This is a genomic window from Bacillus horti, from assembly GCF_030813115.1.
Lineage (GTDB): Bacteria > Bacillota > Bacilli > Caldalkalibacillales > JCM-10596 > Bacillus_CH > Bacillus_CH horti.
Map to the genome: position 1 here is coordinate 45,632 of NZ_JAUSTY010000020.1, position 22,783 is coordinate 68,414.

At 38.2% G+C, this 22,783-nt stretch carries 31 protein-coding genes; 20 read left to right on the forward strand and 11 right to left on the reverse strand.

Annotated features, from left to right (window positions below; genetic code table 11):
* Nucleotides 1–156: 156 nt before the first annotated feature.
* Nucleotides 157–627 (forward strand): effector binding domain-containing protein, encoded by a 471-nt coding sequence (locus tag J2S11_RS18305; protein ID WP_307397035.1) that lies wholly within the window; start codon nt 157–159, stop codon nt 625–627.
* A gap of 103 nt (nt 628–730) precedes the next feature.
* The gene (locus tag J2S11_RS18310; protein WP_307397037.1) at nt 731–1,195 is read left to right on the forward strand and encodes an effector binding domain-containing protein; all 465 of its coding nucleotides are present in this window, start codon (nt 731–733) and stop codon (nt 1,193–1,195) included.
* Nucleotides 1,196–1,353: 158 nt separating this feature from the next.
* Here J2S11_RS18310 and J2S11_RS18315 read toward each other — a convergent pair whose 3' ends face one another.
* Complete coding sequence (locus J2S11_RS18315) at nt 1,354–2,100, reverse strand: C40 family peptidase (protein ID WP_307397039.1); 747 nt, start codon at nt 2,098–2,100, stop codon at nt 1,354–1,356.
* A gap of 540 nt (nt 2,101–2,640) precedes the next feature.
* Here J2S11_RS18315 and J2S11_RS18320 point away from each other — a divergent pair.
* Entirely contained in the window at nt 2,641–2,994 is a 354-nt protein-coding gene (locus J2S11_RS18320) for a hypothetical protein (protein WP_307397041.1), read from the forward strand.
* Nucleotides 2,995–3,082: 88 nt separating this feature from the next.
* On the forward strand, nt 3,083–3,409 hold the full coding sequence (locus J2S11_RS18325; protein WP_307397043.1) for a hypothetical protein: 327 nt from the start codon (nt 3,083–3,085) through the stop codon (nt 3,407–3,409).
* 161 nt (nt 3,410–3,570) lie between these two features.
* On the opposite strand, the gene J2S11_RS18330 is transcribed toward J2S11_RS18325, so the two are convergent.
* From J2S11_RS18330 to J2S11_RS18345, 4 genes are read right to left on the reverse strand one after another with little or no spacing between them, the layout of a single operon-like run.
* The gene (locus J2S11_RS18330) at nt 3,571–4,485 is read right to left on the reverse strand and encodes a LiaF transmembrane domain-containing protein (protein WP_307397045.1); all 915 of its coding nucleotides are present in this window, start codon (nt 4,483–4,485) and stop codon (nt 3,571–3,573) included.
* On the reverse strand, nt 4,475–4,999 hold the full coding sequence (locus J2S11_RS18335) for a hypothetical protein (protein ID WP_307397047.1): 525 nt from the start codon (nt 4,997–4,999) through the stop codon (nt 4,475–4,477). Before J2S11_RS18335 ends, J2S11_RS18330 begins: the two co-directional genes overlap by 11 nt.
* Nucleotides 5,000–5,019: 20 nt before the next feature.
* On the reverse strand, nt 5,020–5,490 hold the full coding sequence (locus J2S11_RS18340; RefSeq protein WP_307397049.1) for an anti-sigma factor: 471 nt from the start codon (nt 5,488–5,490) through the stop codon (nt 5,020–5,022).
* Nucleotides 5,480–6,034 (reverse strand): RNA polymerase sigma factor, encoded by a 555-nt coding sequence (locus J2S11_RS18345; RefSeq protein ID WP_307397051.1) that lies wholly within the window; start codon nt 6,032–6,034, stop codon nt 5,480–5,482. The genes J2S11_RS18340 and J2S11_RS18345 overlap by 11 nt, the downstream gene beginning before the upstream one ends.
* A gap of 147 nt (nt 6,035–6,181) precedes the next feature.
* On the opposite strand from J2S11_RS18345, the gene J2S11_RS18350 reads away from it, so the two are divergent.
* On the forward strand, nt 6,182–7,000 hold the full coding sequence (locus J2S11_RS18350) for a sulfite exporter TauE/SafE family protein (RefSeq protein ID WP_307397053.1): 819 nt from the start codon (nt 6,182–6,184) through the stop codon (nt 6,998–7,000).
* 149 nt (nt 7,001–7,149) lie between these two features.
* On the opposite strand, the gene J2S11_RS18355 is transcribed toward J2S11_RS18350, so the two are convergent.
* Together J2S11_RS18355 and J2S11_RS18360 are read right to left on the reverse strand one after the other, a co-directional pair.
* Nucleotides 7,150–7,299: a YjcZ family sporulation protein gene (locus J2S11_RS18355; RefSeq protein ID WP_307397054.1), complete on the reverse strand. Its 150-nt coding sequence runs from the start codon at nt 7,297–7,299 to the stop codon at nt 7,150–7,152.
* A 30-nt stretch (nt 7,300–7,329) separates the two neighbouring features.
* Nucleotides 7,330–7,416, reverse strand: coding sequence for a YjcZ family sporulation protein (locus tag J2S11_RS18360; protein ID WP_307397129.1), 87 nt, complete (start codon nt 7,414–7,416; stop codon nt 7,330–7,332).
* 545 nt (nt 7,417–7,961) lie between these two features.
* Between J2S11_RS18360 and J2S11_RS18365 the strand changes: the two genes are divergently transcribed.
* Nucleotides 7,962–8,162: a cold-shock protein gene (locus J2S11_RS18365; RefSeq protein ID WP_307397056.1), complete on the forward strand. Its 201-nt coding sequence runs from the start codon at nt 7,962–7,964 to the stop codon at nt 8,160–8,162.
* Nucleotides 8,163–8,254: 92 nt separating this feature from the next.
* On the opposite strand, the gene J2S11_RS18370 is transcribed toward J2S11_RS18365, so the two are convergent.
* Complete coding sequence (locus J2S11_RS18370; RefSeq protein WP_307397058.1) at nt 8,255–8,509, reverse strand: hypothetical protein; 255 nt, start codon at nt 8,507–8,509, stop codon at nt 8,255–8,257.
* 173 nt (nt 8,510–8,682) lie between these two features.
* Here J2S11_RS18370 and J2S11_RS18375 point away from each other — a divergent pair, with 173 nt between their 5' ends.
* Entirely contained in the window at nt 8,683–9,063 is a 381-nt protein-coding gene (locus J2S11_RS18375) for a 6-pyruvoyl trahydropterin synthase family protein (RefSeq protein ID WP_307397060.1), read from the forward strand.
* A gap of 115 nt (nt 9,064–9,178) precedes the next feature.
* Here the strand turns inward: J2S11_RS18375 and J2S11_RS18380 are convergent, their stop codons facing one another.
* The gene (locus tag J2S11_RS18380; RefSeq protein ID WP_307397062.1) at nt 9,179–9,337 is read right to left on the reverse strand and encodes a DUF2759 family protein; all 159 of its coding nucleotides are present in this window, start codon (nt 9,335–9,337) and stop codon (nt 9,179–9,181) included.
* A gap of 128 nt (nt 9,338–9,465) precedes the next feature.
* On the opposite strand from J2S11_RS18380, the gene J2S11_RS18385 reads away from it, so the two are divergent.
* Complete coding sequence (locus J2S11_RS18385; protein WP_307397064.1) at nt 9,466–10,332, forward strand: GNAT family N-acetyltransferase; 867 nt, start codon at nt 9,466–9,468, stop codon at nt 10,330–10,332.
* Here J2S11_RS18385 and J2S11_RS18390 read toward each other — a convergent pair.
* A complete protein-coding gene (locus J2S11_RS18390; protein ID WP_307397066.1) occupies nt 10,302–10,700 on the reverse strand; it encodes a hypothetical protein in 399 nt (132 codons plus the stop codon). The two genes, J2S11_RS18385 and J2S11_RS18390, sit on opposite strands and share 31 nt — an antisense overlap.
* 236 nt (nt 10,701–10,936) lie before the next feature.
* On the opposite strand from J2S11_RS18390, the gene glsA reads away from it, so the two are divergent.
* From glsA to J2S11_RS18430, 8 genes are all read left to right on the forward strand, one after another.
* Nucleotides 10,937–11,902: a glutaminase A gene (glsA, locus tag J2S11_RS18395; protein WP_343834809.1), complete on the forward strand. Its 966-nt coding sequence runs from the start codon at nt 10,937–10,939 to the stop codon at nt 11,900–11,902.
* A gap of 83 nt (nt 11,903–11,985) precedes the next feature.
* Complete coding sequence (locus tag J2S11_RS18400) at nt 11,986–12,294, forward strand: Fpa/YlaN family protein (protein ID WP_307397133.1); 309 nt, start codon at nt 11,986–11,988, stop codon at nt 12,292–12,294.
* Between the two features lie 131 nt (nt 12,295–12,425).
* Entirely contained in the window at nt 12,426–12,932 is a 507-nt protein-coding gene (locus J2S11_RS18405) for a site-2 protease family protein (protein WP_307397068.1), read from the forward strand.
* Nucleotides 12,929–13,531 carry a pyroglutamyl-peptidase I gene (gene pcp, locus J2S11_RS18410; RefSeq protein ID WP_307397070.1) on the forward strand — a complete coding sequence of 201 codons (603 nt, stop codon included), beginning with the start codon at nt 12,929–12,931 and terminating at the stop codon, nt 13,529–13,531. Before J2S11_RS18405 ends, pcp begins: the two co-directional genes overlap by 4 nt.
* 25 nt (nt 13,532–13,556) lie before the next feature.
* Nucleotides 13,557–14,750, forward strand: coding sequence for an ornithine--oxo-acid transaminase (locus J2S11_RS18415; protein WP_307397071.1), 1,194 nt, complete (start codon nt 13,557–13,559; stop codon nt 14,748–14,750).
* Between the two features lie 287 nt (nt 14,751–15,037).
* The gene (locus J2S11_RS18420) at nt 15,038–16,009 is read left to right on the forward strand and encodes an ABC transporter ATP-binding protein (RefSeq protein WP_307397073.1); all 972 of its coding nucleotides are present in this window, start codon (nt 15,038–15,040) and stop codon (nt 16,007–16,009) included.
* Nucleotides 16,010–16,012: 3 nt separating this feature from the next.
* Nucleotides 16,013–16,669 (forward strand): ABC transporter permease, encoded by a 657-nt coding sequence (locus J2S11_RS18425; RefSeq protein ID WP_307397075.1) that lies wholly within the window; start codon nt 16,013–16,015, stop codon nt 16,667–16,669.
* A gap of 34 nt (nt 16,670–16,703) precedes the next feature.
* Complete coding sequence (locus J2S11_RS18430; protein ID WP_307397077.1) at nt 16,704–17,624, forward strand: glycine betaine ABC transporter substrate-binding protein; 921 nt, start codon at nt 16,704–16,706, stop codon at nt 17,622–17,624.
* Nucleotides 17,625–17,729: 105 nt separating this feature from the next.
* Here J2S11_RS18430 and J2S11_RS18435 read toward each other — a convergent pair whose 3' ends face one another.
* Nucleotides 17,730–18,095 (reverse strand): hypothetical protein, encoded by a 366-nt coding sequence (locus tag J2S11_RS18435; RefSeq protein ID WP_307397079.1) that lies wholly within the window; start codon nt 18,093–18,095, stop codon nt 17,730–17,732.
* Between the two features lie 310 nt (nt 18,096–18,405).
* Here J2S11_RS18435 and acsA point away from each other — a divergent pair, with 310 nt between their 5' ends.
* The 4 genes from acsA (at nt 18,406) to J2S11_RS18455 (ending at nt 22,753) form a co-directional block, all read left to right on the forward strand.
* Nucleotides 18,406–20,148 carry an acetate--CoA ligase gene (gene acsA, locus J2S11_RS18440; protein WP_307397081.1) on the forward strand — a complete coding sequence of 581 codons (1,743 nt, stop codon included), beginning with the start codon at nt 18,406–18,408 and terminating at the stop codon, nt 20,146–20,148.
* A gap of 320 nt (nt 20,149–20,468) precedes the next feature.
* Nucleotides 20,469–20,870, forward strand: a complete 402-nt coding sequence (locus J2S11_RS18445; RefSeq protein ID WP_370875564.1) for a GntR family transcriptional regulator — start codon at nt 20,469–20,471, stop codon at nt 20,868–20,870.
* Nucleotides 20,857–21,741: an ABC transporter ATP-binding protein gene (locus tag J2S11_RS18450; RefSeq protein WP_307397083.1), complete on the forward strand. Its 885-nt coding sequence runs from the start codon at nt 20,857–20,859 to the stop codon at nt 21,739–21,741. The genes J2S11_RS18445 and J2S11_RS18450 overlap by 14 nt, the downstream gene beginning before the upstream one ends.
* Nucleotides 21,731–22,753 carry an ABC-2 transporter permease gene (locus J2S11_RS18455; protein WP_307397085.1) on the forward strand — a complete coding sequence of 341 codons (1,023 nt, stop codon included), beginning with the start codon at nt 21,731–21,733 and terminating at the stop codon, nt 22,751–22,753. The genes J2S11_RS18450 and J2S11_RS18455 overlap by 11 nt, the downstream gene beginning before the upstream one ends.
* The last annotated feature ends 30 nt before the right edge of the window (nt 22,754–22,783 follow it).

Sequence of the window (22,783 nt, forward strand, 5' to 3'; positions counted from 1 at the left end):
AGATAACTGATTACGTATTTCCTGAAGCCTAGTTAATGCATTTTCCTCTAAGACTGGCATCACTTTTTCGATAAGTTTACATAACAGTATGATTATTATATACTTTACTTGGAAATTTAACTAGAGGATGTGATTAAAATAGAAAAACTACCTAATATGGAACCAGTAATAGTAGAGCATGATGAATTGAAGTTGATAGGTATACCTTGTATAAGCTTAAAAGATATGAAGAATAAGTTTGTGCTTGCGAAGGAATCCCTTCTTTCATCAACTAAACATTTTCCTCAAGTGGTCAATCACAATATTCATTATGGAATATGGCCAATGGAAGAGTCTCAGAATAATCCTGAAACACATGCGTATATTCTTTGTGTGGAGGTAAGTACCTTTGAGCAGATACCTGAATGGTTTGTTAAAATTACGCTACCCAAACAACGTAATGTAGTCGTAGCCAATGAAGAAGGGAATTTTGACGCAGCTGGTGAAGTCATCCTTTCGTACATCCAAGATCATCACATAAAGCTATCCTCAGATAATCTTACTTATCGAATATGCGAAAAGTATAATTATGATGCCGAGGGCTTCTCACGATATTCGCTGCCAATTGCTTCTCATTCTATAGTATAGTCAATTCATCTGTACATCTGTACATCTGTATTGCTGATTCTTTAGTATAATTGAAGAAAGAACTAAATTGGTCGGCAAAAAAATTATAGATAGGAGTAGTTTTATGGAGTGTAAAGACACAAACCTTACATATCAAATTATTGGAACTAAGTATACAGGTCGATTTAATGACTATCCTGTTTTTATTCCTAATGCGTCAGAAGAATTTAAAACGAAGTATAAAGAAGCGTTCGGGGACGAATCGTTTTTAAGAGCTATCGTGTACGAACCGAAGAGAGAAGAGAGTCAAGAAACGGGATATTTTTATATTGGCGCAGTGGTTGAAGAAACCCCAAATCACATCCCCGAAGGTATGGAGCGATTACAGATACAAGGGAGCTATGGCTCAATTAGAGCAGAGTTAGACTTTAGTAAAATGGGTGAGTATTATAATACACTTATCAATTGGATTACAAATAAAGGTTTGAAGATGCATCCTACTGAGCATTTGATAGAGCTTTATCATCCAAATACAAATTACGAAACAGAGCTTGAAATCTACATTCCTCTAATGGATGAAGAAAAATAAGAAGAGAAGTAAGAAGAGAAACAAAAGAAAGCTAGAGGCGGAACCGAATGGTTATCCGAGTCTTAGTAAACTCATAGAATCAAAAAAGACAAGCAATTATTCGCTAACGGCTTGTCTTTTTTTATTTTCTTCTCATTTAGAACATGAATCAAGAAAAATTAGTCAATAATACGTCCAGCCCCTTTATAGCGCTTGGAGTAGTAATCACTACCTTCAAAATCCGTTACGGCTACACCGTTAGAGGTTGCGTGAAGAAGCTTGTCCTCCCCAATATAAATAGCAACATGACCAATTTGGTTTGGATTGCCTAGAGAGAAGAACACTAAATCTCCCTTACGGATCTCATTTCTTTCTATCTTTGTAGTAGCTTGATATTGTGAACGAGAATCTCTAGGTAGGTCAATACCATGGGCTTCAAATACGGTTTGTGTAAAAAGGGAGCAATCAAAGGAGCCTGATCCTTTCGTTGCCGCGTATTTATACGGTGAACCTACGTATGTATGACCTGTTTCAATAATTTCATCTATTAGCTCACTTCCAGCTAAGTTGGAAACGGCTGCCGGATTAATCACTCTTATGTATTCGGATGCTACATAGCCTACTTGATCTCCTGCTTTAACCTTCAGCCACTCACTATCTACTGTTTCAAGAATATCAACTTGGGTGTTATGTGGAATCACTTTATAACGTTCATGGTTGGTCGAAGGGCCCTTACGCAAATTAAGACCAGAGACAGCGGTAACTTTTCCCTTTTGAGAAGCGCTTTGAGTTTCTTGACTGCTTGAAGCTTCAACCTTATGTAGGGTGTCTGAACCAAATCCAAAACCAAAGACGAATGCTGTGGACAAAGTAGCTGAAACAATCAGCTTACTATACTTGCTAAACCTCTTGCTTTGCACGTGCATAAATGTCCTCCTTGTTAGAATATAAATAATAGGGTATATGTCTTATAGAGCAGTAATTAGACTAGTAAATATAATCTAGTGAAACAAATAAATCTAGTAAAACGTCTATAGTCTATAACACTAGTACAACTTAAAAACCAGTCGTAAAGATAGTCTAGTACAATGGTTCTACAATATTAGATGCTTTCTAGGCTTATTTGTTGCTGGAAAAATTTACACTATAAAAATATACTCTTATAGAATAACACAATTCAAGACAGAATGTTACACGAAATAAAAGAAAGTTGAAGGATAAATTAGATGAACATACAAATACATCCATTAGATTTATACACAGCTAATCTAGTTAATTTTTCCTATTAAACATCTAGTCATTCAAATTGGTTAATAGAATTAATTTTAATAGTAGAAAATTGTAGAAAGGTCGTCAATGAGGTGCATCACATCTGCTCTAGAGAATGCAACTTTAGATTTATAATTGTGGTAAAAAGGGATATACTCAAGTTATAGCAACGCAGAGATTAAAGGAGGTCAAGACAAATGATTAAAACGGTTTATGTGTATTTGGTATTATTCGCTACACTTATGATGACCATTGGTGGGAGTGTCGGGGTTTTTATGGCTATTGCTGATTATGTATCACCACAGCCATACTACCAAAGCTACGAGGATTATAGACAAATGAAGCTAAATAATAAATTTGTTGGTGAGGAAGGCAACGGAACAACGGAACAAACAGAAATAGATGAAGAGCAAATTAGAGCGGAATACGAACGTGTCGTTGCAAATGAAAGAGATAAGGAAAAACAGCGCGGGCTTAATAGGTTAATTAAGAGCTTTGGCTGGATTATTATTCCTCTACCAGTGTTTGTTTATTACCAACGTAGATTATAAAAGGGTTTGAAACCAAGCTGCTTTTCATACGTTATATTGTCGTATACGGTCTTTAAACGGTAAATAAACAGAAGGGAGAGATATGTTCGTGCAAACAAAAGGTGACTGGCAGGGAGTATTGATTATTGAAGAAGGGGAGCTTGAAACAATAAAGGTAGGAGGATTTCAGATTGATCCAATCTTTCACTTTTTAGTGGGGAAAAGGATTATTCTGAATATAGAGGTAATAAAGGAAGACGATGAAACTGGTCAAGGACAGTTTTCGACGACAGGGAAACTAGAGCGACATGAAAAGAAACGAGTTCTTTTGTTAGACAATTACCCTTTCGTTCAAATCCTTAAAAGCTTTGAGAATAAAAAGGTAAACATTAAGGTAGAACTTGATCAATCCGTCCTTTCTTCACGTATGTATTAAAATATTATGAATTAGGCAGGGCGTCAAAGTACACTTCTAAACTATAGAGTATAACTTCATCTATGCCTGTTAGTTTGCCCCTTCAACTGTTCCTGTTGTTTCAACAGTTGAAGGGGTATTTTATTGTCTAACATACTGTGAGTGTTTAACATAATTTTTGATTAATATACTCTCAGCTGAACATTTCCTTGCTTGGTGATCATATCTAGAGTAGCGTTTGACTCCACTTCAGATGTGCGTTCAGCTTTCGTTTGATCTTCATTGATACTATTCCATAGCTCAGAAGGCTGAATATAGCCGTCTAACGCTCTAGCTAATATATTGAGGTTTACCTGTGGAGATAACCAAGCTGTTGTCGTACCATAATCATTTTGAACGCTTAGCTTTTCTTCTAATTGTTCAATATCTAAAGATAAATTGGCATGCTTCAGGATAACCTCTGCTTCAATATCACTAGGTAATTCTACATCAAAGTAGCCTATGAGATTATTACTAAAGTTTGAATGATTGGACAGTTCATGAAGAGAAATGTAAAGACTACTATCTTCTTTTCTCATTTGAATTAACTGATCTACCTTTTGCTGAGCATCCTCATAGTTTTGGCCAGTAACATGCCGCCAATCTGATCGAACACTAACCTGACCTGTGTTGTTTTCTTTATAAGCCACATTTACATGTCTTGCCTGACCCGTTATGATTATATAATCAACATCCGTTAGGTCGGAAATAGTTTCAGGCGATAGGCTGATGTGATAGCCATCTGATAGAACCTCTTCTTGTAAGTATTGCAATAGACCAGTTTCTTTTATTGAGTATATAAAAAGGCTGGCAAACGTAAACATGACAATAATAATAATACTTATAATGTCATAGCCTATGCGAGATTCCTCATCATTCTTCAGCTTTTTCAGATAGACTAAGATTTCTACACCCAATAAAATTAGCAATAGAGGCCACCAGGTAAATAAAAGGGATGAGAAAGAAATATTCATCCATTGATTGAGGAGAAGAAATAGACCAAGAGCAACAAATAGTAGGCCTGCACTAAAAGACCCTACACGATATTTACTTTTCATACTGATCTCCCCTTGTTACCTCTATAGTTTCTACATCATCTGCTTCCTGTTGCTGTTTAGATGGGTTTTTTTTCATATTTAATAGCCTAATACCAATAAAGACGAAGATAAAAGCTACGACAAAAGTACGAAGTTCGTGGAAATAGAACGTGTAAATGCCAAAATATCTTCCCAATATATAGACTACTCTTTCGGCCATAATAAAAAGCCCTGACCCAATGAGAAAATAAGCGATCCATTTATGACTGATAAGGAGCTTATTTAATAACGGAAGTGGATGATCTTCGAAAATACCATCCTGTATTAGCTGGTGGTGCTGAAGAGCATCGAACATACTGTAGAACCAGATGATCGGTAATATTATAGCAAAAGCTCCGATATTAGAAAGGGTAATAAATAGGATTAAACCACCAAATAATAACATGATCTGTAATCCGCGGTTCATTAACCCAAGGTATAAATGTCCAAGACCTGGTACAGCAGAGAAGCATATGGTAAGAAATTTACTTTTCATGATTACCTCCAATACAATGATTAGCGAAACATTTTGCTGATTTGTGAAACCCAATGACTTGTGGATTGTTTGATTTGTTCAAGCCATTCGGTTGAGTGAGTTGTTGCCACTTGATAATGCTCCGAATAGGAAAAAATATGATTAAATATACCTGCTTGGTAGAGTAGAAAAGCAATCGACGCTGCAAAGACATAATGAAACATAGCTGATTTGGTGAGGGTATGATGAGACTTTTGACGAACGATTTGCGGCGATTTCTTCAACGACTGCTTAGATGAAGCTTCGATCATAGTCATAATGTTTGCTGAAAGGTCTGGAGATTGCCCATACAAACTCTCGAGCTCTACATATGAATTTGACAAAGCCTGCTCGTATTTTTTTAAGCATGCAGGACAATTTGCTAGATGCTGCTCTAGCCTTTTATCATTGAAGTTAGATGACTCTTGGCGCACAAATTCTTCCCAATCGACCAAAGATTTATTACATTTCATGCTTTTGCTCCTCCTTCCATAAGCTTCTTAATCGATTCCTAGCCCGATAGAGTCTTGATTCTACCGTTTTTACCTCCACGTTTTCCAGAGAGGCAATTTCCTTATAGCTTAAATGCTCGTAGTAATATTGCTGAATGACAAGGCGATACGTTTCAGGAAGCTGGTTAATTAATTGTTCCATATACAGGCTAGATTCCTGCTCAACAATTTCCTTAAGCGGGTCATGATTCTCCAATGGTATCTGATCAATTACACCTTCATCAGGAACGAGATAGAGCTGCCTTTTCCTTTTATAATCAATCGTTTTATTTGTGGCTATACGCATCAGCCAAGTAGATAAAGCTGACTCCTCTCTAAAACGATGAATGGAGCGGTAAGCTGAAAGAAAAACCTCCTGAGTTAGATCCTCGGCTTCACTCCTTTGACCATGAAGCATTTTAATGATTGAGAAGTACACGAGCTTTTGATATTTTATAATGATTTCATTGAAGAGGTGGGCTTCGCCTTGCTGGATTTTATGAATTAATTCACGATCTTCAATCATATGCCCCCCTTTCTCCTCAACTATATAGACGTAGCTGTGTGGATGACCCCTGCATCTTTTTTTTATTTTTATCAAAGATGTTCATTTGCTTGCCAAACAAAACATTGATATAGTCAAAGTATATAGTGAATGTGTAGGAGTTGGGTCATGTTTTTTGCCTGGATTTTTTTGTTAGGAGTTGTGGCTTCCACGGTTGGAAGCTTAGTTGGATTAGGTGGAGGCGTATTCATAGTTCCGGTCTTGTTGTTTTTAAGACCTGTGGTCGATGAGCTTGCTACCATTACCCCGCAAATTGCTGTTGGTACTTCACTGGTAGTTGTTTGTTTTACAGCATTAGGATCAACACTGACTTATGCAAAACAGAAGAAGGTCGATTTTAGCAGTGGGCTTTTTTTCTTTTTGGCTTGTGGTCCTGGTTCGATGTTAGGGGCTTTTTTGAATAGAGGTTTAAATGAACAAGAGTTTCAATTATTCTTTGGCTTTATGATGCTTCTCATCCTTTACTTATTGATTAGAAACAAGAGGATTAAACCCAAAAATATTAACTGGCATGTTGAAAAAGAATATATAGATAGTAACGGAAAAAAGCATAGCTACGGCTATCATCGGTATATAGCTTTTTTTATTTGTTTTTTTATTGGAGTTGCCCAAGGTTTACTTGGCATTGGTGGGGGAGCATTATTAGTTCCAGCTCTTATTTTACTTTTTTGGTTCCCTGCTCATTTAGCCATAGCAACAACGATGTTTATTGTTCTACTAGCATCAATTGCTGGAAGTGTTAGTCACTTCTATTTGCAAAATATTGATTGGCTTCTGGTCCTAATATTAGCACCTGGTGCTCTATTAGGGGGGCAATTGGGAGCTTTTATTAGTAGCAGGTTATCTTCAACTAGGTTAACGGTTCTTCTCAAAGGGATGCTGCTTGTAATTGCCGTATTTTCAATATGGAAAGGCTTGTCTTCTTAGAAGCATCACCACTGTATTCATAGAAATGCTTACAATAGGAAATGCCCTACAAGGTACAGTATGCACCATGTAGGGCTGGACATCTAACAGCTATATCATTTTCGGTCATGCATGACCAATAAACAAGTGTCTTAAAATAAGATATTAAATTAAGCTACGCCGCCAAATAGTCCACCAGCACCAACGATAATCAATAAGACAAACAGGACAACGATCAGCGCGAAGCCGCCGCCATACCCACCGCCGTATCCGCCACCGTATCCTGGATATCTAGAATATCCGCCACATCCACAAGACATATGCTTCAATCTCCTTTCCGCTAGTTAGGACTAGTAAATACCACAGCTACATCCAATAATAATTAGAAGGATAAACAGCACTACTATTAAAGCGAAACCTCCAAAGTATCCTGACATTCCTGTATCCCCCTTTCCATCTTAGCTAATGTATCTTATGACAAGTTGCTGTAATCAGACAGGGTATACGTCTAGATGAAAGAAAAATGGTTATTCGCCTTTTCTGGAATGGTATGTATGCTTGCCTTGTCAGGCAGGAAGAGGAGAACATACTATATCTTACGATTAATGAAAGCGCATGACTCTTTCACAATCCTCCTTCATTTGAGTAGCCGTGATTCAGGGCTACTCTTTTTATATAGGACGATTAAAAAACTATACATATTGTGTTGCAAATAATTAAAATATTAAATATAATCAAATTAGTGGGATATACCCAGGCCTTCTTCTGCCAATCAAAAGCTAACAGCTTTCTTTCATTAACGAATAAATCGATTAGCATAATGATTTGATAATTGTTTCGGAATGTTGATAATAATTTGACAACATGTTTTTGAGATGGTAGTATATTTACAAATACTTAGTGGCAAATTAAGTATGGTTACAAAGCTGGATTGTGGATTTTGGTGAAAAGAAAGGCTTTAAAATTTAGGAGGTTTTTATTTATGCAACAAGGTACTGTAAAATGGTTTAATTCAGAAAAAGGTTACGGGTTTATTGAGGTAGAAGGTGGAAATGATGTGTTTGTACACTTTTCTGCAATCCAAGAAGAAGGATTTAAGACGTTAGAAGAAGGACAAAAGGTTCAATTCGAAATTGTTGATGGAGACCGTGGTCCTCAAGCGTCAAGTGTATCCAAAGTTTAATACTATTTATAAGGATAAATATTCAAACACATATGAAAAAATTAGCTTGACTCATCGATTGATGCAGTCAAGCTTTTTTGTTGAAGCTTATTTTAGTTTTCTACTTCTTCAATAGATACGGTCCCTTCTACAGAGCAATGAGGGCAGGAAATATAGTGCAAGCAGGACGAAACGGAAGAGGTGGCTTCTAAAGCCGGTTCAGTCATTTTGATATGATCTACTTCTCTATATGGGCTATATGGAGCATAATAGTCTGAAATTCTTCCATGATCAAGCATAAGAGTGTTGCACTGGGGACAGGGAATATGAATAGAAACCATACCGTTACAAGTGGGGCACATGGACATCCTTTTACCCCCTTTACATGATCTAAATTTCTAAAAAGCTTTTACCTGAGCATTAGGATGTAAAGATAGTGTTTACGAACGGGATAATGGTTATGCAAGAGTTAGGCTTTGCTTTCCTTTTTCTTTCGTGCTATGGTGAGTAGGAATACTTTTGAATAAACGGAGTGGACTTAATGGGTAAATATACATTAACAAAGCATTTTTGGATCTCTTGTGCACATCAGGTTATGGGAGCAGGTAAGTGCGAAAGGGTTCATGGACATAATTATAAAGTGACTTTTTGTGTACAGGGCACTGAGCTTGATGACAAGCAGATGCTTATTGATTTTAGAGAAGTTAAACACGCTATTGAAAAAAAATATGATCATCACTTGCTAAATGATTTTCCTGAATTTAATCTTGAGCTTGGAGGGGCTAACCCGTCCACAGAAAAAGTGGCTGAGGTTTTCTATACACAAATTAAGGAATTGTGTGTAGCTAAAACGAATCGCCCTTCTCTCCTTTGGGTAGAAGTACAGGAAACAAATGAAGCGTTTGCTCGTTATGAGGAGTAAGAACGAAAAAGAATAAAGGACATAAAAATGAAAAAGTGGCTATCTGCTCATATAGAGATAGCCACTTTCATATTGGATTGATTCATTTATCCTTATATGTTAAGTACCCCAAGGATCAGCTTGAGAAAAATGTTTCCATGAAACTAAACCATCCGAATATAGCGAATGAAACAAAGCTAAATCCTGCAGCGAGTAGGTTCTTTTCCTTTAGCGATCTTAATAAACCAAATAAGCTTAATAGGGCAATTAGAAACGTAACTATGATAAAGATCATCGCGCACAACCTCCTTACAGCTAGTATGTATCCTTGCGTATTATTTTACTCTTATTTATCCCATTTGTCGAGATGAAGCATATAAAAGGTAGTAGACATTTGAATTTTTTGTGAAGGAGGCAAAGAGGTTGCAGAGTACGATCATTAAGCTTAATGACAGTTATTATACCCAAGCCCTACTTTTATTAAAAGAAGAAGAGTTGTGGAATCTGATTCCTTATGATGCCTTTTTACGTTATGGCTTACAGCATCCTGAGCATGAATGGTTTGGGGAAGTTGAGCAAGGAAGTCTCGTAAGGCTATTATACAAAACAAAGCAGCTTATACATCTTGTTTCCCCTAAGCCTTTTCACTTGTCACGCTTATCAACGCTTATTCGGTCTTCAAAAGCTCCTATCATAATGCATGGAAAAAAGGAAACCGTAGAAGGTTTCCTGTTCGGAATGCGTAACCGCCGCCTAAAGAAAATGGATGATGCATTATTTGTCCAGCAATCTGTCCATACATCCCGTATTATAAGGTCAGTCCCAATAGATGCAAAGAACTCAGTTCATCTTCGTCCTGCTGAAGAAAAGGATTATCTCAATATCCTTGAGCTTTATAAGAAAAGTGATATCGATCATCTTGTTGACCCGGTTTTAATTCAGCAGCTGATTCAGCTAAAAAAAGTAAAAATTGCTGAAAAAATAAATCATTATGGACACAATTCTTCTTTTGACACTCGTTCTAACCCCAAGCTTCTAGGAACACTAATGTGTTTAAAGGAGTCCAAAAGATATGTGCTACTTGGGGGATTGCTTGTTCATCCAGAGTATAGACATCATGGCATTGCCTCTAAGCTAGGGCGCGACGTTATTTTAGACGCTAACTCTAGAGGCAAGAAGATCTGTTTTTATTATAATGATAAATCTCTAAAAAGATTTTATGAAAAAATTGAGCTAGAACCATTAGGCAGATGGGTTTCCTATGTTATTACCTCAAAAGCAACAACCTGAGGAATGGGCTCTTTGCTTTGATGATCATGATAGAAAATAATGGGTCCACTGCTTTTTAATGCTTTGCCTTGCTCAGCAAATCCAAGAATACCGTTAGCAGCTTCGGCAAGAGTTAGAACCGTTTTTTCTCCATTGGCTTGGACAAGCTGAACAGCTGTACTGTTTGGTAGAGGCTCAGCATGGTTCAAAAAAGGCTCAAATGGAATGCCATAAGATCCTGATGCTTCTCTTTCAGGCACTTCTGCACGCTCTCCAGATGCGAGGAATAGCTCAAGGTTTATTTTTCTCTTATCAAAGATCCATACGCTTGGATCTAGATTTATGGTGTATGCTGTGTTGCCTCTAATCGGCACAATAGTAGTACTCATAAAAACATCCTTTCTAGTAAAAGTTTCAAAATAGAAATGCATAGTGTGTTTTGATGGATTCATTATAAGCTTTTTTCTTGGTGATGTCATTTTGGTAGCTTACGTGTTTTAAATGATAAGTGTTCGGATATCAATTCATAAAGGAAGTTATCCAAAGGTGGGTGACCCTCTGAATAATTGAAAAACTGTCGGTCATCATAATAAAAATAAGGTTTGTAAGGGAGCTGAGCTTTCAAATGAATGTCCTGTTCACTCAAAATGAATCAGAGTTAAATGAAACTGAAATTCAAAGCATACTAGAAGATATGATTACGACGCATAAAGCCAAATGCTGCACAGGAAAAGTAGCGGATTACATCCCTGAGCTAGGAAAAGCTAATGAAAACCAGTTGGGTATTAGTATTTGTACGGTGCAGGGACAGCTTATCGAAGCTGGAGATGTGGATTCCCCCATTACTCTGCAAAGTATCTCTAAGGTCATAACGCTTGCTTTAGCGCTAATGGATCAGGGCGAACAGAAGGTTTTTGAGAAAATAGGAATGGAGCCTACCGGAGACCCGTTTAACTCCATTGTGAAGCTCGAAACGATTTCTCCAAACAAACCATTGAATCCTATGATTAACGCAGGAGCTATCGCGGTTACATCTCTGATTAAAGGGGCAGATGTGGAGGAGAAGCTAGAGCGGATTCTCTCTTTTATTAGAAAGCTAAGTGGTAATTCAAAAATAACTTATAATAAAAAAATGGCTCGATCTGAGGAAGAAACGGCTAATTTAAATCGAGCTCTTGCTTTTTTTATGAAAGAGCATGGCGTGATTGAAGGAGAGGTTGATCACATTCTAGAACTGTATTTTAAACATTGTGCTATTGAAGGCTGCTGCAAGGATCTGGCCCGTATCGGGGCTGTTTTAGCAAACAATGGAAAGGATTTGCAAACCGGCGAAACGATCATCCCTTTACATATAGCTCGAATTTGTAAAACATTTATGGTGACGTGTGGGATGTATAACGCATCTGGTGAATTTGCTATTCGTGTTGGTATACCAGCTAAAAGTGGTGTTTCAGGTGGCATACTAGCAGCCCTTCCTTTTAAGCTTGGGTTAGGGGTAATTGGTCCAGCCCTTGATGAACGTGGGAACAGTATTGCTGGAGTCGCCTTATTAGAGGAAATGTCTCAAAGATGGAATTTCAGTATTTTTTAAAGGGTGAACCCTTCTATTCCTTGCAATTTTCACTAATACGTCTTATTATTGAGAGTAGGACAGAAGGAACGGAGGGATATCGATTGTCAACAGAAACCTTGCTTGAATCTAATGAAAAAGCGTTAGCGTTGTTAAAGGCTGATGCAGATAAAATTTTGAAATTGATTGCTGTTCAAATGGAACATTTGACAATGCCTCAATGTCCTTTATATGAAGAAGTGCTAGATACCCAAATGTTTGGACTATCACGTGAAATAGATTTTGCCATCCGACTAGGACTTATATCAGAGGTTACTGGGAAGGGCATATTATCTGAATTAGAGCGCAAGCTTGCTGAATTACATGATAGGTTTGAGAATATTCAAGATCAGCAAAACCGTTCAGGTGAGTAAATTTCATACACTTCAAGATCATTGAGATTTAGACTGCCTTTGCTTATAGGGATATAAGCTTACTGGACCTTATGAGGTCCTTTTTTCATAGTTTGTAATTAAAACGATCAAAATGAGAAAGAGGAAATTGAATGGATTATATGGTCATTATTAGTTTATTTATTATTACTCTTCCCGTTGCTTCTATTATACATGAATGGGGGCATTTCATAGGTGCTAGGTTGCTCGGCGTGCAAGTGGAGCGAGTTCATATAGGAACAGGCGCACATTTTTTTAAATGGAAGCAAGGATCTACGGAATTCCAGTATAATTGGAACTGTTTTCTTGGGGGATATTATATTTTAGATAATGAAGAGTCTTATCCAAGATGGAAGAGAATGATAATTATTTTTGCAGGATCGACGACAAGCTTACTTGTTTATATAATCGCATTTTTAGTTGATTATTTTTTCATTACTGTTAATGGTACATTTTGGGGCAACTGGTTTTACATATTTATGGTGGTCAATGCCTATATGGGAGTGATACAGTTATTCCCCTTTCGAAAAGATGTTTCTCTTAAAGAGGCAGGTCATCCGTCTGACGGATTAAATTTGACTCGATTGATCGTGAATAAAAAGGGTGGTGGGAATAAATGAGAAAGTGCTTAATAACGGGATTTGAACCCTTTTTAGACCATCCGATTAATCCAACTGAAGAGATCGTTAAAGCTCTAAATGGACAGCAACTTGGGGAAGTACAGGTAATTGGAAAAATTCTTCCGGTCTCCTTTAAAGAAGCCGGTCAAAGGATCGTTACCTACATTAAGGAACTGCAGCCCGATATCGTTGTATGTTTGGGTCTATCTGCTGGTAGAACCTCTATATCTCCTGAACGAGTAGCCATTAACTGTATGGATGGAGCTAGGGATAATGATGGAACAAAGTGGGAGGATGAGAAAATTGCTCCTACTGGTCTAGCCGCGTATTTCTCCACATTACCTATCCGTACGATGGTTAATCAATTGCATGAAGCAAGGCTCCCAGGAAAAATATCGAACACCGCAGGGACTTATGTTTGTAATCATGTGATGTACAGTGTCTTACATCATTTAAGCACTCAAGGACTTGAACATATTCCTGCTGGTTTTATTCATGTTCCAGCCAGTCATGAGCTAAGTTTTCATCAGCCTAAATACCCCAGTATTTCAACGGTTGATTTAATTAAGGGTATACAGATTTGTATAGAAGCAATCTAAATTAAAGAAGAAAGGAAGATGATCAATGAAAAATACTGTATCTATTATTGAGCAAACAGAACAATATGGAGCTAGGAATTACCATCCCCTTCCTATTGTTATTTCTAAGGCAGAGGGTGTTTGGGTAGAGGATCCTGAAGGAAATAAATATATGGACATGCTTAGCGCATATTCTGCTTTAAATCAGGGTCACCGTCATCCAAAGGTGATTCAAGCCCTGAAGGATCAGGCGGATTTAGTAACATTGACATCTCGTGCCTTTCATAATGATCGTTTAGGCGAATTTTATCAAAGGCTGGCGCAGGTCACAGGAAAAGAAATGATTTTACCAATGAACACAGGAGCTGAAGCGGTAGAAACGGCAATCAAGACGGTAAGACGCTGGGCTTATGATATTAAACAAGTTCCTGAAAATCAAGCTGAGATTATTGTTTTTGAAGGGAACTTTCATGGGCGAACGGTTACGGTGACTTCGTTTTCATCAGAGGAGGAGTATAAGCGGGGGTTTGGACCATTCACTCCGGGCTTTAAGCTCTTACCTTATGGGGATATCGATGCTCTTAAGCAAGCGATAAATCCGAACACAGCTGCAATTTTGATAGAACCGATTCAAGGAGAAGCGGGTATTATTATCCCACCAGAGGGATTTTTAAAAGCGATTCGGGAGCTTTGCTTGGAGCACCAAATTTTGTTTGTTGCTGATGAAATTCAAACCGGGTTTGGACGAACAGGGAAGATGTTTGCCTCCGATTGGGAACAGGTTGTGCCAGATATCTATATAATGGGGAAGGCTTTAGGAGCAGGTGTGTTTCCAATATCAGCTATAGCGGCTAATCGTGATGTTCTTGGAGTATTTGAGCCAGGATCTCACGGCTCTACATTTGGCGGGAACCCGCTAGGCTGTGCCGTAGCGATTGCTGCTTTGGACGTTCTAAAGGAGGAGAGTTTGGTGGAGCGCTCCTTAGAGCTAGGTGAGTATTTCAAGGCTCAACTTAAGGAAATTAATAATCCAACGATTGTAGACGTTCGGGGTCGAGGGCTATTCATTGGTGTGGAACTGAAGGAAAAGGCTCGTCCATACGCTGAGAAACTGAAAGAAAAAGGGCTACTCTGTAAAGAAACGCATGAAACTATTATCAGATTTGCTCCACCTCTAACGATTTCGAAAGAGGATTTAGACTGGGCCATTGCAAAAATCAAAGAGGTACTAGCCGTATAGAGTGAACTGAAGCTTTATAAGAATAGCTGAATAAATGGGATACATTAGGAATAAGATGAGGAACAGCCATAACTTGGCTGTTCTTTTTTTGATCTAAGTTGTACGCTAGTTACGGATTTGGCTTAAGTGACAGCTATTAAGGAATAATCTTTGGGGAAAAATAAGTTTTTTATAAAAAGTAGTTTAGGTGAATCTTATTAGGGGTACGTACAATTTGTCCTGTTTTGTATATCCTCTAAGTTTCCCCTGGCAAGACCTCTTTTCTATAGATTGGTGAGGTGATGGTAATGATACAATTTCAACAAGTTTCCAAGGTTTTTGAGGACGGATTTCAAGCGCTCAAAAATATCAACTTTGAAGTGGAGGAAGGAGAGCTTCTCACCCTAATAGGTCCATCAGGCTGCGGAAAAACGACAACCATGAAAATGATTAATAGACTGATTGATCCTACCGAGGGTGAAATATTAATTGAAGGAGAAAACATCCTGCATAAAAATCCTGTTCAACTGAGAAGAGATATTGGTTATGTGATTCAACAGATCGGGCTGTTTCCACATATGACAATTGAAGAGAATATTTCAATTGTACCTAAGCTTAAAAAATGGCCACAGCAAAAGTATATGAAGAAGGTTGATGAGCTGTTGGATTTAGTTGGATTAGATCCAGAAATCTTTAAGAAAAGGTATCCTAGTGAGCTTTCAGGAGGTCAGCAACAGCGTATAGGAGTAATTCGTGCATTGGCTGGTGATCCACCGGTCATTTTAATGGATGAGCCCTTCAGTGCCCTGGATCCAATAAGTCGTGAACAGCTTCAGGATGAACTACTTCGATTGCAAAAGGAAATCAAAAAAACGATCGTGTTTGTTACTCATGATATGGATGAAGCGCTTAAAATCGCTAATCGTATGGCCCTGATGAAGGATGGTGAAATCATTCAATTAGATACTCCATCTACGATTCTTCAGTATCCAGCAACTAGCTTTGTTAGAGATTTTATAGGGAAAGAACGGATGATGCAGGCACAGCCTAAGGAACTACGGGCAGCGGATTTAATGCAACAAGATAAAGCTAGTGGAAATGAAGAAGCTTTACCTGCCGATTTTGTCCGAAGTGAGCAAAGCATTGAAGAGGTTGCTCAAAAATTTACTGAAGCTAATGTAGCGAGTCTACCTGTCTACAGGGAGAATAAACGAATAGGGCAGATAACGATGTCAAGCGTCATTCAATCTGTACTTAAGCTGCAAGCAAAAGGGAGGTAAGGTATGTTAGAGGCAATTGTCAGGCAGTATGAAATGTTTGTGGATCGCTGGGATATTGTTGTATTAGCGACTCAGGAGCATCTATATATGGTCATTGTGGCGATGGTTTTTGCTGTTGGGATATCTGTACCGTTAGGCATTGTCCTTTCCCGTTGGAACCGCTTTGCTGAACCGATTATCGGTGTGGCTGCCGTGGCTCAAACGATCCCAAGCTTAGCATTAGTCGGCATTATTATGATGTTTATTGGAATAGGAAAGCCTCCTGCTATTATGGCTTTGACTATCTATGCAATCTTACCGATTCTACGAAATACGTATACAGGCATTAAGGGAATAGAGCCTTCAGCTATTGAAGCTGGAAAGGGATTAGGGATGACCAATCTACAAATTTTATATAAAATCCAACTACCTCTGGCATTACCGGTCATTATGGCTGGAATACGGACAGCAACGGTTATTACAGTTGGGATTGCTACGTTAGCTACTTTTATCGGAGCAGGTGGGTTGGGTGATCCAATTATGCGAGGGATTGATACACGCAATAATTATTTAATTTTTATCGGAGTAATTCCTGCCGCATTATTGGCGATCATTCTGGATGTATTAATTAAAAAGATAGAGCATTGGGCTACACCACGAGGAGTACGTCAAAATACCTAAAGTGGTAAATCTAATAAAGAGGTGTCGAGAAAAAATGAAAATTAAAGGATTAAGTTTAATAATAATGATTTTACTTATAGGGCTCCTAGCAGCTGCATGTGGGCAGTCTAATTCTGGTGCTGATACAAGTCCAGAGAACACAGTTGTAGTATCGGGTAAGAAATTCACCGAGCAGGTTATCCTGGCTAACATGATCTCTATTCTACTAGAAGAGAGAACGGATATTAATGTGGTCAATCGTGCCGACCTAGGAGAAACAGATGTGCTGCATCAAGGAATGCTTGATGGAGATATTGATTTATATGTTGAATATACAGGGACAGGCTTCTCCATTGTTCTGAAGGAAGAATTAGACACGAATGATGCGCAGGAAATTTATAATCGCACAAAAAGTGGCTATGAAGAAAACTATAATTTCACCTGGTTAGAGCCATTTGATTTTGAAAACACCTACGCCATTTCCCTTCGTCCTGAGCTAGCTGAAGAGCTGGGTGTTGAAACGATGTCAGATTTAGCTGAGTATACTAACGAGCTGACATTTGGAGCACCACCAGCCTATTACGAAAGAGAAGATGGCTTCGATGGAATGAATGAAACGTATGAGTATTCATCATGGGCTGGATCGAATCAGATGGAATTTGGCTTAATGTATACGGCAGCAGCCAATGGAGAAGTTGATGTTATTTCTGGATTCACTACTGACGGGCAAATTACTAGATATAACTTGAAGGTGCTTGAAGATGACAAGAAGTTTTTCCCACCTTATGATGCTGCGCCAGTCGTCAGACAGGAAACGCTCGATCGTCATCCTGAAATAGCTGATATTTTAGCAGAGCTAGGCCCTTATTTAACGGCTGAAACGATGTCTGAGTTAAATGGCTTAGTTGATGAAGATGCGCAAAGAGAAGATCGTGTTGCTAGAGAATTTTTAGAGGAAAATGGGTTGATTGATTAACATAGTAAAAGGTCCTTTTAGGCTGTCATCATGACGGTTCTTAAGGACCTTTTATATTTTCACTTTATATTTCACTCTGCAAAGAATTGAGGTTTGTCTTACATTTTATAGAGTAGGAGCCTTATTCTTAGTAGAGGAATGTATTGATAAGGCTTCATTAATATCCTCTGGGTCAAAGGCAGCCAAAAACTTCTCCGTTGTGTTGTAATACAAACGATTAGCGTCTACAAAGCCGTTATTTTTCTTCAAAATTAATAAGGCAGCAATTTCGTAAAAGGGCACACCTGTCGCTTCACCATCATAAATAGACTGCTCCTGTAGATATTGATCGAAATAGCGAACATAGGTCACGTTAAGCCCTTTATTTTTTCCCTGATGCTCATAAACTACATCAGACTGGTTAAACAAATCCTCCAGAGTAGTGGATAGTTTTTTTTCGCATTCAAATCCAGAGCTGCTCAAAATTTTCATCAGTTTTCCTCCTTACATCTTCATGCTATAAATTTTATCATATTTTTGGCAAAAGACGAGTGATGAGATCGTGCTTTTCGTTCATTTAAAGGAACTTTTATTGCTAAGTGTGTGATATTTGTCATAAAAAAATTGAGAATACTCATAGTATTTGGTATACTATCGTTTAAGCATTGTTTTGAAATGGCTTAAGGATAGCGATTGTTGTGTAAGCGCTTTAAAATTTACTGATGTCACTAACTTTTTATAGTGATGTAAGGAAAAGAGATGTAAAAAATTTTATATTGTGTGCGGAGAGGAGTGTCACGTCGTGAAAGTAGAGAGCCTAACAACAGTAGCGGGAAGCTACAATTTAGCTAATTATCAAGAGACTAATACATCCTTTAATTGGGGAGATGTGGAGAAAAGTTTTTCTTGGTATGATACGGGAAAGATTAATGTAGCCTATGAGGCCATTGATCGACACGCTGAGGGAGCAAGAAAGCATAAAATAGCTCTTTATTACAGTGATGCTACTAGAGATGAAAGCTACAGCTTTCAGGATATGAAGGAAAAAACAAATCAAGCCGCTAATATGTTTAAGCATATAGGGATTGAAAAAGGAGAAAGAGTATTTATCTTTATGCCTCGTTCTCCAGAGTTGTATTTTGGATTACTAGGAGCAATTAAGGTAGGGGCGATTGTTGGTCCTCTGTTTGAAGCTTTTATGGAAGGTGCTGTCCGAGATCGTTTAGAAAATTCAGAGGCCAGTGTGATTATGACAACACCAGAGCTGCTTAGAAGAGTCCCTCTTCAAGATTTGCCAGCGTTAAAGCATGTAATTTTAGTAAATAATCAGGAGGTAGACTCTCAAGAGCTTGCTCAGGCGTTTCCAAATGTACAGTTTTACGATTTCAATAAAACAGTAAAGGAATACTCAACGAGCTTAGAGGTGGTTTGGGTAGACAAGGAAGACGGTCTGATACTTCATTATACCTCTGGCTCTACAGGTAAGCCTAAGGGTGTTTTGCATGTGCATTATGCGATGCTCCAGCATTATCAAACAGGAAAATGGGTGTTGGATCTGCAGGAGGATGATGTCTATTGGTGTACCGCTGATCCAGGCTGGGTTACGGGGACATCTTATGGCATATTTGGTCCTTGGCTGAATGGAGCCACAAACGTGGTCCGTGGAGGAAGATTTAGTCCCGAGGACTGGTATCAGACTATTGATAAGTACAAAGTAACCGTTTGGTACAGTGCTCCTACAGCGTTTAGGATGCTAATGGGAGCTGGTGATGACGTGGTTAAACAATATGATTTAAGCTCGCTACGTCATGTCCTAAGTGTTGGAGAGCCATTAAACCCTGAGGTAATACGCTGGGGTGTGCAGGTTTATAACAAGCGTATTCATGATACGTGGTGGATGACGGAGACAGGAGGAATGCTGATTTGTAATTACCCTTCCATGGAGATTAGACCTGGTTCTATGGGTAAGGTTTTCCCTGGTGTTGAAGCAACTATTCTTGACGATCAGGGACAGGAGCTACCTCCAAACCAAATGGGGAATCTAGCGATTAAGACGGGCTGGCCATCAATGATGCGAAAGATATGGAGAAACGATGAAAAATACAAGGAGTATTTTAAATGGGAAGGCTGGTATGTTTCAGGAGACTCCGCTTATGTAGATGAGGACGGTTATTTTTGGTTTCAGGGCCGGGTAGATGATGTGATCATGACAGCTGGAGAGAGAGTAGGTCCTTTTGAAGTAGAAAGCAAGCTAGTAGAGCACCCCGCCGTAGCAGAAGCAGGTGTGATTGGTAAGCCTGATCCTGTGCGCGGAGAAATTATTAAAGCTTTTGTAGCTTTGCGAAGAGGATATACAGCTTCGGAGGAATTGATTGAAGAGATCAGACAGTTTGTTAAAACTAATCTAGCGGCGCATGCTGCTCCGAGAGAGATAGAGTTCAAGGATAAGCTACCAAAGACGAGAAGTGGCAAAATCATGCGACGGGTATTAAAAGCCTGGGAATTAGATCTACCAACGGGTGATCTATCAACAATGGAAGACTAATAAAGGTTAAAGAAAGAAAAAGTAACTATTGAATATTGTCATTGTTGAGCAAAGGTGTAGGATGTAAAAAGTTGAGGAAGACATATGATTTATCTTAAGCTGACTTTTGTTTATTCGAAGTCAGCTTTTTGTATGGTGCCTAATTGTAGAAGTTTAATGGTAACACGTATTAGTAACATAACTAAATGTTCTACAACATACTTGACTTTACCAAAAAGTTTTATTAATGTATTAAGTGTACTACACTTAATAGAACACTTGAGTGAAGAAAAATGAAATGCTTCGTTCAAAACATAAGAACCTTGTTGGAGGTGAATCGTTTGAACTTTAATCTAAATCCTAGAAGTCATGTGCCTATTTGGGAGCAGATTGTTCATCAAATGAAAGAAATGGTGATGAAGGAGATTTTTAGCCCTCAGGATAAAATCCCTTCTGTTCGTGAGCTTTCCTCTCAGCTAGTGATTAACCCTAACACAGTAAGTAAGGCTTATCAAGAGCTTGAACGTCAGGGGGTTATTGAAACGATAAGAGGGAAGGGAACGTTTGTAGCTGAACGATCTGTGGAGGTACAATTCAGCGAACAGCAGGCTGAAAAATTAAGAGACGAGTTGAAGAGAACGATTATTGAAGCGTCATATATAGGAATAGAAAGTGATATGATCCTTCAATGGACGAAGGAATTACTCGATGAATTTGGAGGTGAGCCTAATGCTAAGCGTTGAGAATTTGAGCAAAAAAATAGAGAATCAACAGGTATTAGACCATGTATCCTTCACGATTAAGAAAGGATCTATTACAGCATTGCTCGGACGAAATGGAGTGGGGAAAACAACGTTATTACAGACGATAGTCGGGATTTTGGATGCAGATACAGGAAAAGTGCTGTATAACGATCAGAGCATTCAGGCTAACCCTGGTCTTAAACAGGATATTGTTTTTATTCCTGATTCTAATGCCCTGTTTAAAAATTACAGTGTTAAAGAAATCATAAGCTTTTATGATATGATTTATCCCAATTTTAATCAAAAGAAGCTTTTCGAATTGCTTAATAAGTTCAATCTACCTCAGCAGGGCATGTTTAGAAGCTTTTCAAAAGGAACAAGGGCTATGTTTTTTATCGCCGTATCTTTTTCTACTCAAGCTAAGGTCATTATTTTGGATGAGCCTACAAATGGATTAGATCCCATTATTAAAAAACAGATGCTACAGCATGTGATTGAAGAAGTGGCTGAAAACGATATCGCTTTGCTTTTATCTACTCATCACTTGAATGAGGTGGAGACGATTGCCGATCATGTTTTATTTATGAAAGAGGGCAGGATAGCAGAGCAGGTGTCACTTGAGGAATTAAACCAGAGGATGAAAAAAATACAAATTGCCTTTAAGGAGGTTCACTTGTTGCAAATTACGAACCTCAAAGGAGTTAAGCTATTACAGCAGTCCGGACGTGTGTTAACACTACTTCTTGCGCAAGATACTGCTAACGCCATGGAGATTTTAGAGAGCATGAATCCTATTTTATTAGAAGAGCTACCACTTACTCTTGAAGATTTATTTGTTCATACACTAGGGGGTGAGCTAGATGTGGTCTAAAGCATTGTGGTACAAAAATTATAAAGAAACAAAGCCTTATGCGTGGGGATTCTTGATTGTTTCGCTGTTAGTTCCCTTCCAATTTTATTCCGAGGAGACACGTTTAGCTGACTTTGCTGATAGAGGAATACTTATAGATGCAGTAAGCTTTGATTTTTTTACAGCAGCAGCTGTATTTCAATTGTTTGTTTTACTCGTGTTAGCTGTTAAGCTAATGGGCAGTGAGAGAAGCAACTATCACTATGCATTCAGTTTGTCTCTACCATTTAAAAGAGAGGATATTTTTCAGGCTAAGTGGATGTATGGATGTACGGTGATTGGTATAGGGGTTACGATAAGTGTTTTAATATCGTTGCTGATTTATAGTGGCGGAGACTTCTTAAAAGATTTAATCCCTTTGAGTATAATCTTTACTTATATGTTTTTAATCGTTTTGCTTTTACTTGCTTTTTATTCTTTTGCTTTAATGCTAGGCTATCTTACTGGCAATGCTGTATCTCAGTTTATTTTAACTGGAATTACCTCTATTCTGCCCGTTGGTTTTACCATGTTACTATTTGAGTTTCTAAGAATTCATGGAATAAACGCTCATATTTTTGACAGTAGATTTATTGATTCCTTTACGATGGTGAGTTTGCCTGTACAGTTAAGCATTATGTCAGTCTTATCTAGAATAGGGCAACAAATTGAAGGGAATTTAATTCTAGTTTGTGCATCTGCCTCAATAGGGTATATACTTATTACCTTCCTTGTCACTCGCTGGATCAGTAGGTATTCCAAAGCTGAGCATAATGGGAAAATTCTATTATACCAACCTCTTGTGAAGATCTTAAGAGTAGGAGTGTTTGTGTGTTTCTTTCTATTCGGAGGTTTGTTTGGTTCAGGATATTTCACAGCTGGAGGAGGCTTACTAGAGTACTATATAGGTGGAATTGTTTTTGCTCTATTAGCAACAATAATCTTGAATAAGCTTCTGAGAGTTAAGCCCGGTTTTAAGTTAAGTAGGAATTAAAATAAGCCTACTATGTAAATCACCTCCAAT